12 protein-coding genes are annotated in these 14,378 nt (G+C 65.8%); 8 read left to right on the forward strand and 4 right to left on the reverse strand.

Annotated features, from left to right (window positions below):
• The first annotated feature begins 3 nt into the window (after positions 1–3).
• From QX121_RS19040 to QX121_RS19060, 5 genes are all read left to right on the forward strand, one after another.
• Complete coding sequence (locus QX121_RS19040) at positions 4–504, forward strand: FixH family protein (protein ID WP_315737152.1); 501 nt, start codon at positions 4–6, stop codon at positions 502–504.
• Positions 505–517: 13 nt separating this feature from the next.
• A complete protein-coding gene (locus QX121_RS19045; protein ID WP_315812752.1) occupies positions 518–2,719 on the forward strand; it encodes a cation-translocating P-type ATPase in 2,202 nt (733 codons plus the stop codon).
• Complete coding sequence (ccoS, locus tag QX121_RS19050) at positions 2,710–2,895, forward strand: cbb3-type cytochrome oxidase assembly protein CcoS (protein ID WP_315737154.1); 186 nt, start codon at positions 2,710–2,712, stop codon at positions 2,893–2,895. Before QX121_RS19045 ends, ccoS begins: the two co-directional genes overlap by 10 nt.
• Before the next feature lie 221 nt (positions 2,896–3,116).
• A complete protein-coding gene (locus tag QX121_RS19055) occupies positions 3,117–3,245 on the forward strand; it encodes a hypothetical protein (RefSeq protein ID WP_315737155.1) in 129 nt (42 codons plus the stop codon).
• Between the two features lie 240 nt (positions 3,246–3,485).
• On the forward strand, positions 3,486–5,609 hold the full coding sequence (locus tag QX121_RS19060) for a HAMP domain-containing methyl-accepting chemotaxis protein (protein WP_315812753.1): 2,124 nt from the start codon (positions 3,486–3,488) through the stop codon (positions 5,607–5,609).
• A gap of 157 nt (positions 5,610–5,766) precedes the next feature.
• Here the strand turns inward: QX121_RS19060 and glgA are convergent, their stop codons facing one another.
• Positions 5,767–7,182, reverse strand: a complete 1,416-nt coding sequence (gene glgA, locus QX121_RS19065; protein WP_315812754.1) for a glycogen synthase GlgA — start codon at positions 7,180–7,182, stop codon at positions 5,767–5,769.
• 340 nt (positions 7,183–7,522) lie between these two features.
• On the opposite strand from glgA, the gene QX121_RS19070 reads away from it, so the two are divergent.
• The 3 genes from QX121_RS19070 to QX121_RS19080 all read left to right on the forward strand — a co-directional run bounded on the left by QX121_RS19070 (position 7,523) and on the right by QX121_RS19080 (position 11,093).
• Entirely contained in the window at positions 7,523–8,590 is a 1,068-nt protein-coding gene (locus tag QX121_RS19070; protein WP_409999353.1) for a CaiB/BaiF CoA transferase family protein, read from the forward strand.
• 229 nt (positions 8,591–8,819) lie between these two features.
• Positions 8,820–9,887, forward strand: a complete 1,068-nt coding sequence (locus QX121_RS19075) for an alcohol dehydrogenase (RefSeq protein ID WP_315812756.1) — start codon at positions 8,820–8,822, stop codon at positions 9,885–9,887.
• 126 nt (positions 9,888–10,013) lie between these two features.
• Positions 10,014–11,093, forward strand: a complete 1,080-nt coding sequence (locus tag QX121_RS19080) for an isocitrate/isopropylmalate dehydrogenase family protein (protein WP_315812757.1) — start codon at positions 10,014–10,016, stop codon at positions 11,091–11,093.
• Positions 11,094–11,196: 103 nt separating this feature from the next.
• On the opposite strand, the gene QX121_RS19085 is transcribed toward QX121_RS19080, so the two are convergent.
• From QX121_RS19085 to QX121_RS19095, 3 genes are all read right to left on the reverse strand, one after another.
• Positions 11,197–12,018, reverse strand: a complete 822-nt coding sequence (locus QX121_RS19085; RefSeq protein WP_315737160.1) for an enoyl-CoA hydratase — start codon at positions 12,016–12,018, stop codon at positions 11,197–11,199.
• A 441-nt stretch (positions 12,019–12,459) separates the two neighbouring features.
• The gene (locus tag QX121_RS19090) at positions 12,460–12,855 is read right to left on the reverse strand and encodes a helix-turn-helix domain-containing protein (RefSeq protein ID WP_015668220.1); all 396 of its coding nucleotides are present in this window, start codon (positions 12,853–12,855) and stop codon (positions 12,460–12,462) included.
• A gap of 7 nt (positions 12,856–12,862) precedes the next feature.
• Positions 12,863–14,083, reverse strand: a complete 1,221-nt coding sequence (locus tag QX121_RS19095; RefSeq protein ID WP_315812758.1) for a LysR family transcriptional regulator — start codon at positions 14,081–14,083, stop codon at positions 12,863–12,865.
• Positions 14,084–14,378: the final 295 nt, after the last annotated feature.

The following is a 14,378-nucleotide window of genomic DNA, read 5'->3' on the forward strand; positions in this document are numbered from 1 at the left end:
TCAATGGCCAGCCGTTCCAATCCTTCTTTCCAGCTGACCGGAGGCATGGTGCTCGCGATGCTCCTTGCCTTCTTCGGGACCGTGATCGGCGTCAACGTCTACATGATGAAGATGGCGATCTCGACCTTGCCGGGCACCGAGGTCGACAGCGCCTACAGCGCCAGCCTCGGCTACGAAAAGGAGATCGCGGCGGCGCGCGCCCAGGAGGCGCGGCGCTGGCAGGTCGAGGCGCATATCGAGCGTGGCGCCGGAGGCGCCGCCATTCTGCAGGTCAACGCGCGCGACGCGAGCGGCAATCCCGTCTCGGGCCTGACCTTCCAGGGCCGGCTCGAGCGTCCCGCCGACAAGCGCGCGGATCAGGAGGTCGCGCTCGCCGAGGTCGGCATCGGCATCTATCGCGGCACGGCGGAGGCGATCGCGCCGGGCCAGTGGGACCTCGTGCTCGAAGGCGATTCCAGCGGCCGACGCCTGTTCATGTCGAAGAACCGCGTGCTGCTGAACTGAAGGGATTTCGATCATGCATGCGACGCGTGACTTCTCTCACTACGTCAAGGATCTCGGGGCAGGGCTGAAGCATATCGACCTCGCGGTCGAAGGCGTCAGCTGCGCCGGCTGCATGGCCAAGATCGAGCGCGGCCTCTCCGCGCTGCCCGACGTGACGCTGGCGCGCGTCAATCTCACCGACCGCCGCGTCGCGCTGGAATGGAAGCAGGGCACGCTCGATCCGGCCAAGTTCATCGATCGGCTCGCCGAGCTCGGCTACAAGGCCTATCCGTTCGAGAAGGCGAGTGCGGAAGCCACCGAGGCCGAGGAGTCGCGCTTCCTGCTGCGCTGTCTTGGCGTCGCGGCGTTCGCGACCATGAACGTGATGATGCTGTCGATCCCGGTCTGGTCCGGCAATGTCAGCGACATGCTGCCCGAGCAGCGCGACTTCTTCCACTGGTTGTCGGCCGTGATCGCGCTGCCGGCTGCGGCCTATGCCGGCCAGCCGTTCTTCCGCTCCGCCTGGCGTGCCTTGAAGACCGGTAACGTCAACATGGACGTGCCGATCTGCATCGGCGTGATCCTGGCCTTGGGCATGTCGATCGTCGAGACGTTTCATCACGCCGAGCACGCCTATTTCGACGCCGCGATCATGCTGCTGACCTTCCTGCTGGTCGGCCGCTATCTCGACCAGAACATGCGGCGGAAGACCCGCGCCGTCGCCGGCAATCTGGCCGCGCTGAAGGCGGAGACCGCGACCAAGTTCATCGGCCCCGACGAGATTTCGGAGGTGCCGGTCGCCGCCGTTCGCGCCGGCGATCTGGTGCTGCTGCGTCCCGGCGAGCGCTGCGCGGTCGACGGCGTGGTCGTCGAGGGCCGCTCCGAGATCGACCAGAGCCTGATCACCGGCGAGACGCTCTACGTGCCGGCCGAGCAGGGCACCGCGGTCTATGCGGGTTCGCTCAACATTTCCGGCACGCTGCGCGTCCGGGTCTCGGCCGCCGCCGAGGGCACCTTGCTCGCCGAGATCACGCGCCTGCTCGACAACGCGCTGCAGGCCCGCTCGCGCTATATGCGGCTGGCCGACCGCGCCTCGCGGCTGTATGCGCCGGTGGTGCATGCGACCGCAGCGCTCACCGTGCTCGGCTGGGTGCTGATGGGGGCGAGCTGGCACGACGCCATCGTCACCGGCATCGCCGTGCTGATCATCACCTGTCCCTGCGCCCTCGGGCTCGCGATTCCGACCGTGCAGACCGTGGCGTCGGGCGCGATGTTCAAGTCCGGCGTGCTGCTCAATGCGGGCGATGCGATCGAGCGCCTCGCCGAGGCCGATCACGTCATCTTCGACAAGACCGGCACCTTGACGCTGCCGGAGCTCGAGGTCGTCAACGCCGCCGACATTCCTGCAGACGTGTTCGCACTGGCCGGCCAGCTCGCGCTGTCGAGCCATCATCCGGTGGCGTCGGCGGTGGCCCAGGCTGCCAATGCGCGTTCGCCGCTGATGGGCGCGGTCGAGGAGCCGGGGCAGGGTGTCCGCGCCGTCGTCGACGGCGTCGAAATCAGGCTGGGGCGTCCGGCTTTCTGCGGCGCGGAGGCGCTGGTTGCGCAGACCAGCAGCGTCGATCCCGAGGCTTCGGTGGTTGCCTTCAGCCGCGGCGATAGCAAGTACCTGTTCTCGGTGCGCCAGGGCCTGCGCCCTGACGCTGCCAAGATCGTCGCCGGCCTGCAGCGGCGCGGCATCAAGGTCGAGATCCTCTCGGGCGATCGCGAGGCGGCGGTGGCCGCAGCCGCCATGGCGCTCGGCATCAGCGAGTGGCGCGCCGGCGTGACGCCGGCCGACAAGATCGCGCGCATCGAGGAGCTGAAGCGGGCCGGGGTCAAGGTCATGATGGTCGGCGACGGCATGAACGATGCGCCGTCGCTCGCCGCCGCGCACGTTTCGATGTCGCCGATTTCGGCCGCGCATCTCAGCCAGGCCACCGCCGATCTCGTCTTTCTCGGTCGTCCCCTGGCGCCGGTGCTGGCCGCGATCGACTACGCGCGCAAGGCGCTGCATCTGATGCGGCAGAATCTGTGGCTCGCGGTCGGCTATAACGTCCTGGCGGTGCCGCTTGCGATCAGCGGCGTCGTCACCCCGCTGATCGCGGCAGCCGCGATGTCCGGCTCATCGATCATCGTCATGCTGAATGCGCTGCGTGCCCGCAAGGTGGCTGGGGAGGCCGTGTCATGGAAGTGATGATCATTCTCGTTCCGCTCGCTTTGGCGCTCGGCCTTGCCGGTCTGGTCGGCTTTCTCTGGTCGCTGAAGAGCGGCCAGTACGACGATCTCGAAGGGGCGGCTTGGCGCGCGATCGCCGACGACGATGAGCAGGCCCCGCCGGCTCAATCCGAGCCCGCGCCGAGCCGGTCCTGAACGCCCGGCAGCGTCAACCAACGCGCCAGACATCCCGCGAGCGCGGCGGCGATGCCTGCTCGGCGCAGTTGCCGGCATATTCGATGGCCTCGCCCTGCTGAACGAAGATCAGCGATCGCTATCGATAGGCAGGCGCTATCATCGCGATTGGACAACGGCATTTCTCAAGCAGCGCAGGCCGCGCGTGCAATGCGAACGCCCGATGACGGGCGACGGCATTCATGAGGACGAGAGCCACGACCCGCCCGTGCAACATCCTGGAGCGCAGGCCCTGGTCGGGCGAGCACGATCCGCTCTCCGGCGAGGTGTTACGCGATTCGTCGGTGACGCTCGCAGCGGCTGCGGAGTAGAGGGGCCGATGCGCTGAGTCGATCCGATTAGTGCGGCATCTCGGCATTCCGATACCGCTCGGATCAACTCAGTTTAAGGGATTAGTCGCCATTCGTTCTTAATCATTATGGCGCGGCGGCGTCGCCGCGATCCTTGTTTGCCGACCGTGCGAAGACGTCGCCGGAGGGCCGCTGCGCAAGCGCGTATCGGCCGATGCGAGCGTGACCGGCCGGGCAGCGGTATTTGATTGGGATTGGCCAATGTCCGAACGCGCGGTGCTGCAGAATGAGACGGTTGAGCCGGAGACCGGTGCGGTCAGCCTCAAATGGAAAATTCTCGCCGGCAATCTGCTGACCGGCTTCTTCGCGATGGCCTTCGCCTTTGCGCTCGCATGGAGCGGGTGGGGCGACTTGCGCAAGCGCGAGCAGGCGGCCCGGGTTCTGGACGCCTTCGAGCTGGCACTGAAGGTCAATGCGCAGATCCCGCTCGAGCGCGGCCAGTGGAATCTGCTCGCGGCGGCCGGGTCCGCGTCGGCGGATGATGTCGCCAAGCTCGACAAGGCCATCGCCACGACGGACGAGTCGCTGGTCCAGGCCAAGACCGCCGCGCAAGTAGCGGGACTGCCGACTACCAATCTCGATGCCGCAGCGACGACATTGCGCGGCGTCCGTTCCGCGGCGCGCAGCGCGGCACCGCTTCCGGCCGCGCAGCGTCCGGCGAACATCCAGGCGACGACCACGGATGGCCTCGGTCGCGCGGCCGAGTCTCTGAATGCCGCCATCGACGAGTCCGCGATCGAGCTGTCGCGGGCCGGCGGCGAGATCGAGAACCTGTTGCCGTCGGCCCAGCTTGCGCAATTGGCGCAATCGATGCGCACGATCAACGGCGCGCGCTCCGCCGTGTTGCGCTTCTTCATCCAGAACACCAGCTGGACCCCGGCGCGTCTTGCCGAGGTGACCGAGCAGAGCGGCCAGGTGACGTTGCTGTGGCAGCAGATCGAGCTTGCGGCGCGCAGCGTTCGCAATACGCCGGAAGTGTCCGCAGCGCTCGAGCACGTTCGCACGACCCTGATGGGCGCGGGCGAACAGCGCTACCGTCAGATCGTCACGGCGGGGCGCGACGCACAGCCGTCGCCGGTCACGGCGGAGGAGTGGGGCCGCTGGACGACGCCGATGCTGAACAACGTCATCGTGCTGCGCGATGCGGCGCTCAAGTCCGCGCATCAGGCCATCGATCAGGCCATTGGCGCGGCGCGGCTGCGGCTGTTCATCGCGCTCGGCGTTCTGCTGCTGGTGGCGATCGTGTCGGTCGCCGTGGTCATCGGCATCGTCCGTGGCGTCGTCGGCCCGCTGGTCGGACTGACCGGCGTGACCCTGCGGCTCGCCAACGGCGAGCTGAGCGCCGACATTCCGAACGAGTCCCGCAAGGACGAGATCGGCGCGATGGCGCGCGCCCTGAAGATCTTCAAGGATGCGCTGATCGCCAAAAAGGCCTCGGACGAGGCCGCGCAGCGCGACGCACAGGCGCAGATCGATCGGGCCCGGCGGCTGGATGCGCTGACGCGCAACTTCGAGTCGACGATCGCCGACATCGTCAACACCGTGTCGTCGGCGGCCTCGGGCCTCGAAACGTCGGCGGATATGCTGACAAACACCGCCAACCGCTCGCAGGAGCTCAGCACTGTGGTGGCGGCTGCGTCGGAGGAAGCTTCCGCCAACGTTCAGTCGGTCGCCTCCGCCACCGAGGAGCTCTCCTCGTCGGTGACCGAGATCAGCCGTCAGGTCCAGGCGTCGGCGCGCATGGCCGGCGACGCCGTGCAGCAGGTGCGCCAGACCAATGGGCGCGTCGCAGAATTGTCGCAGGCCGCAGCCCGCATCGGCGACGTCGTCGAGCTCATCAACAGCATTGCCGGACAGACCAATCTGCTCGCACTCAACGCCACCATCGAGGCGGCGCGCGCCGGCGACGCCGGGCGCGGTTTCGCGGTGGTCGCGACCGAGGTCAAGGCGCTCGCCGAGCAAACGGCGAAGGCGACCGAGGAGATCTCGCAGCAGATCTCGGGCGTGCAGGCCGCGACGCAGGAATCGGTGAATTCGATCCAGGCGATCAGCTCGACGATCGAGCGGCTTGCCGAGATCGGCGCAGCCATTGCGGCGGCGGTCGAAGAGCAGGGGGCTGCGACGCAGGAAATCTCCCGCAACGTGCAGCAGGCCGCCCACGGCACCCAGCAGGTCTCGTCCAACATCACGGACGTGCAGCGCGGCGCCTCGCAGACCGGCTCGGCCTCCGCCGAGGTGCTGTCATCGGCCAAGTCGCTCGCCGGAGATTCCAACCGCCTCAAGCGTGAGGTCGGCAGCTTCCTGGAAGCGGTCCGCGCAGCGTAAGAAGCCCGCCTTTCAAGCGCACAAGAAAAAGCCCGGACAACGTCCGGGCTTTTGTTGTTTGACCGTAGCCCGGATGACCGAAGCGATATCCGGGGCCTGTTCGACAGGACGAGATGAACCTGGATGTCGCTTCGGTCATCCGGGCAACGGGAGCGGGCTACGACGCCAGCATCTTCCGGTACAGCGCGTTGTAGCAGGCGGCCGACAGGTTCCAGCTGAAGGAGCGTGCCATCGCCGACAGCCGCATCTCGTTCAGCCGTTCGGTGCTGGTGAACGCCGAAAACGCGCGCTTCACCCCGCCGAGGAAGGATTCCGCCGACGGCTTCTCGAACAGGAATCCGGTCTCGCCATCGGTGATGGTCTCGGCGAGGCCGCCGGTCTGGTGGCCGATCGGCAGCGAGCCGAAGCGCTGGGCATACATCTGGCTCAGGCCGCAGGGCTCGAAGCGCGACGGCATCAGGGTGAAGTCGCTGCCGGCGAAGATGCGCCGCGCCTGCGCATCGTTGAAGCCAATGGCGACCCCGATCGCGTCCGGCCGGCGGCGGTGAGCCTCCAACAGCGCGCGCTCGATGGCGGGCTCGCCGGTGCCGGTGACCACGATCTGGCCGCCGGCGCCGACGATCTCATCGGCGGCTTCCAGCACCAGGTCGATGCCCTTCTGATGAACGAGGCGCGCGACGATGCCGAACATCGGACCGCGCGACACGGCGAGGCCGAACTGCTTGCGGACGTAGTCGGCGTTGGCCTTCTTGCCCTTCCAGTCGCCGGCGGCGAAGGGCTGCGCCAGCTGCTGGCAGTATCGGGGATCCCAGCTCTCGTCGATGCCGTTGAGAATGCCGGTCAGCTCATGGGCATTGGAGCGCTGCCGGAGCAGGCCCTCCAGCCCGCAGCCGAGCTCGGGTGTCGTGATCTCCTGCGCATAGGTCGAGCTGACCGTGGTGAGATGCGACGCATAGACCAGGCCGCCCTTGAGAAAGGACAGCTTGTCGTAGAACTCCAGACCGTCGATGTGGAACGAGGATTCGGGGGCGCCGATCCGGCGCAGCGACTCGCGCGGGAACAGGCCCTGATAGGCGAGGTTGTGGATGGTCAGGATCGAGGGAACCTCGACCCCGCGCCATGCCAGATAGGCCGGCACCAATGCGGCCTGCCAATCGTTGGCGTGCACCAGATCGGCTGCCCAGTTCTCATCCAGCGTGCCCGCCGCCAGCTCGGCGGCGGCGGCGGCGAGACGGCCGAAGCGGATGTCGTTGTCCGCCCAGTCCTGCCCGTTCTCGTCGCCGTAAGGATTGCCCGGACGGTCATAGAGCTCGTCGCAGAGCAGGACGTAGACCGGCAGGCCGTCGCGGGTCGACGAACGTCCCAGCGCGCAGCCTGGCATCTCTGCCAGAGGAGCGCATTGGCCGACGATCTCGATGTGAGTGAGTTGCTCGATCACGTCCCGGTAGCCGGGCAGCATGATCCTGACGTCGGTGTGTGAGCGTAGTGCCCGGGGAAGTGCCGCCGAAACGGCAGCCAGTCCGCCCACCCGGACGAAATCGTCCATTTCGGTCGTAACGAACAGAACCCGCAAGAGATGTCCTCGATCAAGCCCCATGTTCGTCCTATGCAAGAAAAGGTCCAAATTCAGTCGTGAAGAAAAGCGTCGCCCCACCGCGGCGGAAGGCCAAACGCTTTCGACATCGAATGGTTCGAACTAGACTCCCCGCGCACCGCGCCCGATGGCTTACGCTTCGTGAATCGGCGAAGAGGAAATGGATCATGCCGGCATCGGCGTGCGGAAAAGAGAACTCCACCAGGGAGCTGCGCTCGTGAGTCTAGTTGGAAACGATGAGAGCCGTTTGACAGGATGCTTCGCGGGGCTGCGCGTCCTGGATTTTTCGACCACGATCGCCGGCCCGCATTGTGCACGCATGCTTGCAGACATGGGTGCGGAGGTGATCAAGATCGAGTCAGCTGAAGGTGAAACGATGCGCATCCGGCCTCCGATGCGCGGCGGCTGCTCCACCGCCTTCGGCCAGCTCAACGTCGGCAAGAAGAGTGTCGTGCTCGATCTGAAATCGCGCGATGGCCGCGACGCGGTGCGTCGGCTCGTCACAGGTGCCGACATCCTGGTCGAGAATTTCCGCCCCGGCGTGATGCAGCGGCTCGGGCTCGACGATGCGACCTTGCGCAAATTGAACCCGCGGCTGATCTACTGCTCGATCTCCGGCTACGGCCAGACCGGCCCCTCGGCGGAGCTCCCGGCCTATGCGCCGGTGATCCACGCGGCCTCGGGCTACGACATGGCGCATCTCGCCTACCAGCCGGGGCGCAGCCGGCCTGACTATTGCGGCATCTATCACGCCGACGTGGTGACGGGGACCTATGCCTTCGGCGCCATCGCCTCCGCCCTGTATCAGCGCGAGCGCACCGGCCGCGGCCAGCACATCGACTGCTCGATGCTGGAATCGATGCTGAGCCTGACCTTGAACGAGATCCAATGGTCGCAATTTCCCGTCGCGCAGCCGTCGCGGCCGACCTTCGGCCCGGCGGAGTGTCGCGACGGCTTCGTGATGATCGCCATCGCCAGCGAGAAGACGTTCCAGAACCTGATGACGGTGATCGGACATCCGGACTGGGTCGATGATCCCAGATTCGCAAAATATTCCGACCGGCGGGCAAACTGGGGCGCGCTGATGGATGGCGTCGAGGCCTGGTCGCGCCGGCTCACCGTCGCCCAATGCCTGGACGCATTGAACGCGGGCGGCGTGCCCAGCTCGGCCTACCGCAGCGTGGCCGATGCGCTGGCTGATCCGCAGATCGCGCATCGCGGCGCGCTGGCCGACGTGGAGGATGCCGCCGGGACCTTCAAGGTCGTCAACCTGCCGTTCCGGATGTCGGAGGCAAAGGTTGCGGCGGGCCCGCGGGCTGCAAGCCTCGGAGAGCACACCGTGGAAATCCTGCGGGGGGCTGGCGTAAGCGACTCTGCAAAACCTTGAGCTCGTGAGCCAATCCGCTGCAGGGCTGCCATGACCGCACATGTTGCGCGCAGCCTTGCCGCTCCACGTGTTTCCAGCCAATGTCGCGATATCGCAAGAACAGTCCGGACCAGCCGGACGCGCTCATGCCGGGAGGAGGTCCAAGGCGACGTTGCCGCGCGCAGCCTCGCCGCTCGTCCCGTAGATGCGCCGTCCGGTCCCGCCCGCATCGGACTACGGGAGTGAAAGCATGAAGAGCTTCAAGGTCACCGATTTCAATGCACCGCTGACCGAGGTCGACGAGCCGACACCGCAGCCCTTCGGCAAACAGGTGCTGATCAAGGTGAAGGCGGCCGGCGTCTGCCATAGCGATCTGCACATCTGGGAAGGCGGCTATGATCTCGGCCACGGCCGCAAGCCGCTGTCCCTCAAGGATCGCGGCGTGTCGCTGCCGCGGACCATGGGCCATGAGAGCGCCGGTGAGATCGTGGCGTTCGGGCCCGAGGTCACCGAAGCCGAGAAGGGCGGGCTGAAGGTCGGCGACGTCGTGCTGGTCTATCCCTGGATCGGCTGCGGCAAATGCGCCACGTGCCTTGCCGGCGACGAGAACATGTGCCTGAAGCCGGCCTCGCTCGGCGTCTATTGCGACGGCGGCTATGCCGACCACATGACCGTGCCGCATCCGCGCCACCTGATCGACCTCAAGGGCCTCGATCCGGTGACGACCGCGCCCTACGCCTGCTCGGGCGTGACGACCTACAGCGCGCTCAAGAAGGTCGAGAAGGATTTCGACACGCCGATCGTGATCTTCGGCGCCGGCGGGCTCGGGCTGATGGCGCTGTCGCTGTTGAAGGCCATGGGCGGCAAGGGCGCGATCGTGGTCGATATCGACGCGCGCAAGCGCGAGGCCGCGTTGGCGGCCGGCGCGCTGGCGGCGGTCGACGGCAAGGCGCCGGATGCGCTCGAGCAATTGAACAAGGCCGCAGGTGAGCCGATCCGGGCTGTCATCGACCTGGTCGGCAATGCCGCCACCGCGCAGCTCGGTTTCGACTGCCTGACAAAGGGCGGCAAGCTGGTCATCGTCGGCCTGTTCGGCGGCGGTGCGCCGTGGGCGCTGCCGCTCATTCCGATCAAGGCGGTCACCATCCAGGGCAGCTATGTCGGCAATCTCCGCGAGACGAAGGAGCTGCTCGAGCTGGTCCGGACCAAGAACATCGCGCCGATCCCGGTGACGCCGATGCCGCTCGCCAAGGCCAACGATGCCCTGCGCGAGCTGCAGAAGGGCCAACTCGTCGGCCGCGCCGTGCTGACGCCGTAACTCCCAGCCACTTCCGTCATTGCGAGGAGCGAAGCGACGAAGCAATCCAGAGTCTCAACCTGAGCCCTGGATTGCGTCGCTTCGCTCGCAATGACCGAGCTAACTCACTCGTATTGTGAAGAAAACATGCCCTCCACCAACGCACTCCACATCGCAGTCCTTCCCGGCGACGGCATCGGGCCGGAGGTCATGGCGCCAGCGCTCGAGGTGCTGCGCAAGGTCGAGGCGAGGGCCGGCCTGTCGTTCCGTTTCACCGAGGCCCAGGCCGGCGCCACCAATTATCTTGCGACCGGGGTCTCGATCGCCGAATCCACGGTCCGGCTGTGCGAGCAGGCCGACGCGATCCTGCTTGGCGCCTGCGGTCTGCCGTCGGTGCGCTATCCCGACAACACCGAGATCGCGCCGCAGATCGAGCTGCGCTTCCATTTCGATCTCTATGCCGGCGTGCGGCCGGCGCGGCTGATTCCGGGCGTGCCGAGCCCGATCGTCGGCGCCGCCGAGCACGGCATCGACTTCGTCGTCATCCGCGAGTCGACCGAGGGCCTGTTCGCCTCGATGGGCAAAGGTGTGGTGACACATGAGGAGGCGCGCGAGACGCTCGTCATCACCCGCAGGACGTCCGAGCGGCTCTTCAACTTCTCCTTCAAGCTCGCCGCCCGCCGCAAGGATCGCGGCCGCTCGGGGACATTAGCCTGCGTCGACAAGGCCAACGTCTTCAAGGCCTTCGCCTACTTCCGCAAGATTTTCGACGAGGTCGCTCAGCTTCATCCGGATGTGAAGACGGACCGGCTCTACATCGACGCCTGTGCTCTCATGCTGGTGAAGCGTCCCTGGGATTTCGACGTTCTGGTCACCGAGAACATGTTCGGCGACATCCTGTCCGATCTCGCCGCCGGCCTCGTCGGCGGCATGGGCATGGCGCCCTCGGCCGACATCGGCGACCGCCATGCGGTGTTCCAGCCCTGCCACGGCACCGCGCCCGACATCATGGGGCAGGGCAAGGCCAACCCGACCGCGATGATCCTGTCGGCCGCGATGATGCTGGACTGGCTGGCGGACACCCATGGCATCGAGGGCGCAGCCGAGGCGGCCCAGCGGATCGAGCAGGCCGTCGACCAGGTCTATGCATCCGGCCTCAAGCCGTTCGAGTTCGGTGGCAATGCCGGCACGATCGACGTGACCAAGGCGGTGCTGGAGGCGCTTTAGAGCATGATCCGGAAAAGTGGGAACCGGTTTTCCGAAACGATCATGCTCAAACAATGAGAGATAGGATCATGATGCGTTTTCTTGGAAACGCATCATGATTTAATTAGCGTCCCTTGAAGGCTGGCTTGCGCTTCTCCATGAAGGCGCGGCGGCCCTCGCGGAAATCCTCCGAATCCATGCAGGCATCGCCAATCCGCTTGATCGCGGCTGTGTCGCGGCGGCTTTCGTCCTTCAGCACTTCGGCGATGGTGATCTTGGCGGCCTTAACCGCCAGCGGCGCATTGCCGGCAATGGTGCGGGCGATCTCCAGCGTGGCCGGCAGCAGCTCGTCGATGCTCATCATCCGATCGACGAGGCCGATCCGCAGCGCCTCCGCGGCATCGATCCGCAGGCCCGTATAGAGCAGCAGCCGCGCCTGCGACGGGCCGACCAGGGACACCAGATTGCGGAGGCCGTCGTAACCGTAGGCGATGCCGAGCCTGGCGGCGGGGATGCCGAACTGGCTGTCCGCGGCGGCGAAGCGCATGTCGGTCAGCATCGCGATCTGCAGGCCGCCGCCGAGGCAGAAGCCGCGGATGCAGGCGATCGTCGGCTTTGGGTAGCCGGCGAGCAGCGCCCGCTGGGCGGCGCTTCGCTCGGCATAGGCCTCGGAGGCTGCGGCATTGTGGCGGCTCTGCTCGAACTGGCTGATGTCGGCGCCGGACACGAAGGCCTTGTCGCCGGCGCCGGTCAGCACCACGACCCGGATCGCCTCGTCGTCGCGCAGCGCCACCAGCGCCTGGCCGAGCCCCTCCCACATCTCCAGCGACATCGCATTGCGTTTGTCCGGGTTGTTGAAGGTGATGATGCCGACGCCATCGCCCGCTCTGGTCATGAGGATCTTGTCCCCGGCGAAGGTGGTGGGGAGCTCGGAGATGATCGGCATGGAGGGTCCGTCGGCAGGAGGGCAGGCGGCCGGCATCGTTCACCGCGCCGGTGACGGCGTCAATGTGGGTTCAGGACATGATGGGCAGGCAAGGGACGTCCGGGCCGATGCTCTCGACCTGTGCACAGATCGTCCAGGAGAGAACGCGAGCCCTTCACGATCAGCGTCGGCCGGACGGGACCGAAACGCCGGCATGCCGCCACTTCCTATGACGGCAGGGGAGCACGAAAAAATAAAGGCGACGAAGCCTCAGACCGCGCAGCGATCGCTGGGCGGACGAGAAGGGCCGGTGTGTCGGCCACGCCGATCGCTCGGCCTTGAGCCGAGGCAGTGAACTCGCCCGAGCTGGCAGATCGCCTGGCGCCCCCAAGTTGCGCCCTCGAGCGAAGATGGCCCATAACCATCACGGGCAGACCTGTCTGACGGATCAGACAGCCTTGCCTATTCTTCGTTCGCTGCGATCGATTCCATCAAGGATACCAGCTGACGTTGTACCGTCTGGTCCTTGATCTTGCTGTAGGCGCGCAGCAACCGCAGGCTGAAGGCGCTGTCCAGGAACAGGAGGCTCTCGACCTCACGGGCCTTGCTGTCGCCGTCGTAGAAGAACGTCACGGGCACGTCGAGCGCGGTGGCGATCTGCTGCAGACGCGCAGCGCCGACCCGGTTGACGCCCTTCTCGTACTTCTGGACCTGCTGGAAGCTCACGCCGAGCTTCTCGCCGAGCTCAGCCTGCGAGATCTTCTGCTCTACACGCCGCAGGCGAATCCGCTTGCCGAGCTCGATGTCGGGCTTGCCCGCACTGCGCTGCTTCATTTTCTTTGCCGCTGATTTGTTCATACTGATTTTACCGTCCTTCCATCGGAAAGCCCCCGAAAAGATGGGTCAGGGGTTCACCCATATATACTGTTTTAAGTTGCTGTGGATGGATGAATTCGTCCTTAAACCACGGGTATTTGCCAGGGTTAAAGGCCTCCACCAGCCAGTCGATCATGTGACGCACCCTAGGGATGCGTCCAGTGGTGGCATGGTAAGACAGCCAGATGTCGTAGGACCACTTGAGATCAACCTCAAGCGGTATGATCTTCCCGCCCAGGGCACTCGCGTAGGTTGGGAAGACTCCAATACCGGCGCCGTGCGCCACCGCCCAGTAATTGGCGCTCGAGACATTGGTGGTCATCGCGATCAGGTCCCGCTGCTCAAAACCGGGAAAGATGGTGGCGAAGGCGGCGTTGGCGGCGGCTTCGTCCGCCACCTGCAGAACCAAGCGATGTTTGACGAGATCGTCAATCGTCTTTGGGATGCCAAATATCTCCAGATATTTCTCGCTCGCAAAGCACATCAGGTGCATGCGGCCGAGCCGGACCAGCTTGACGTCGAGCGCCGCCGGCCGGGTGAGGTGGATGGCGACATCGGCCTCGTGACGCGACACATCGGCCGAGCGCATCGCGCAATAGAGGTCGACCATGACGTTGGGGAAGCTCTGCTGAAATTCGACCAGCCGGGGCGCCAGCCAGAACGTGCCGAGCCCCTCGGTCACCGCGACCCGGACCTCGCCCGACGCAGCGCCGGCGAGACCATCGCCCGCGCGCAGCAGCTCGAATGACGCGGCCTCCATGTGCTCGACGGCGGAGACCACCAGCGCGCCTTCGTCGGTCAGCCGAGCGCCGTGGACATCGCGCGTGAACAGCGTCGCGCCGATCTGCCGCTCGAAATCATCGATGCGCCGCCGTACGGCATTGATCGAGAGCGTCAGCCGCTCAGCCGCGGAGCGAAAGCTGCCGGCCCTGACAACCTCGAGGAAGATCCGCGCTGCATCCCAGTCGGTGAGACTTGCCAGCGCCGATTTGCTCACGGTTGACTTGGCCGGGGCGGCCCGGCCCGTCACAGTTCTTGCCGGCTTGCTCGCCGCTGCGCCCCTGGCGCCGCCACTCTCTCGGCTCAGTTCGATGCTCGATCCTGCCGCAGCAGACGAGTCGCCGTGCTCCCCTGGCGCCAGCGTCGCAGGGGTCTCGGCTAGGTCCTGGCGTTCCTTCTGAGGAACGCCCCGTTCCGCCGCAACGCGCATACAAGCTCTCTCCGCCTGCTAGAGTGATTCCGATAAATTACGGGCAAGACACGTTCGTGCCATGATTTGGTTGAGCGATCGAGGGTCGATGAGTCTGCTACCTTCAGTTCTCTGCAGCATGGTCTTACCGCCAGCAGACGCGCGGTCTGACACATCATGTAGGACAAGGACACGCTTAGCGCGAGTCGAATCTAAGATCGACGGTTTTTGCCTCGACCGCAATGAAATGGTATTCGAAGATGGTCCGTTGTCATGCTATCTTGATGAACGGATCGTGGCGCTGACTCATCGAATG

This window comes from Bradyrhizobium sp. SZCCHNR2028 (genome assembly GCF_032380995.1).
Lineage (GTDB): Bacteria > Pseudomonadota > Alphaproteobacteria > Rhizobiales > Xanthobacteraceae > Bradyrhizobium.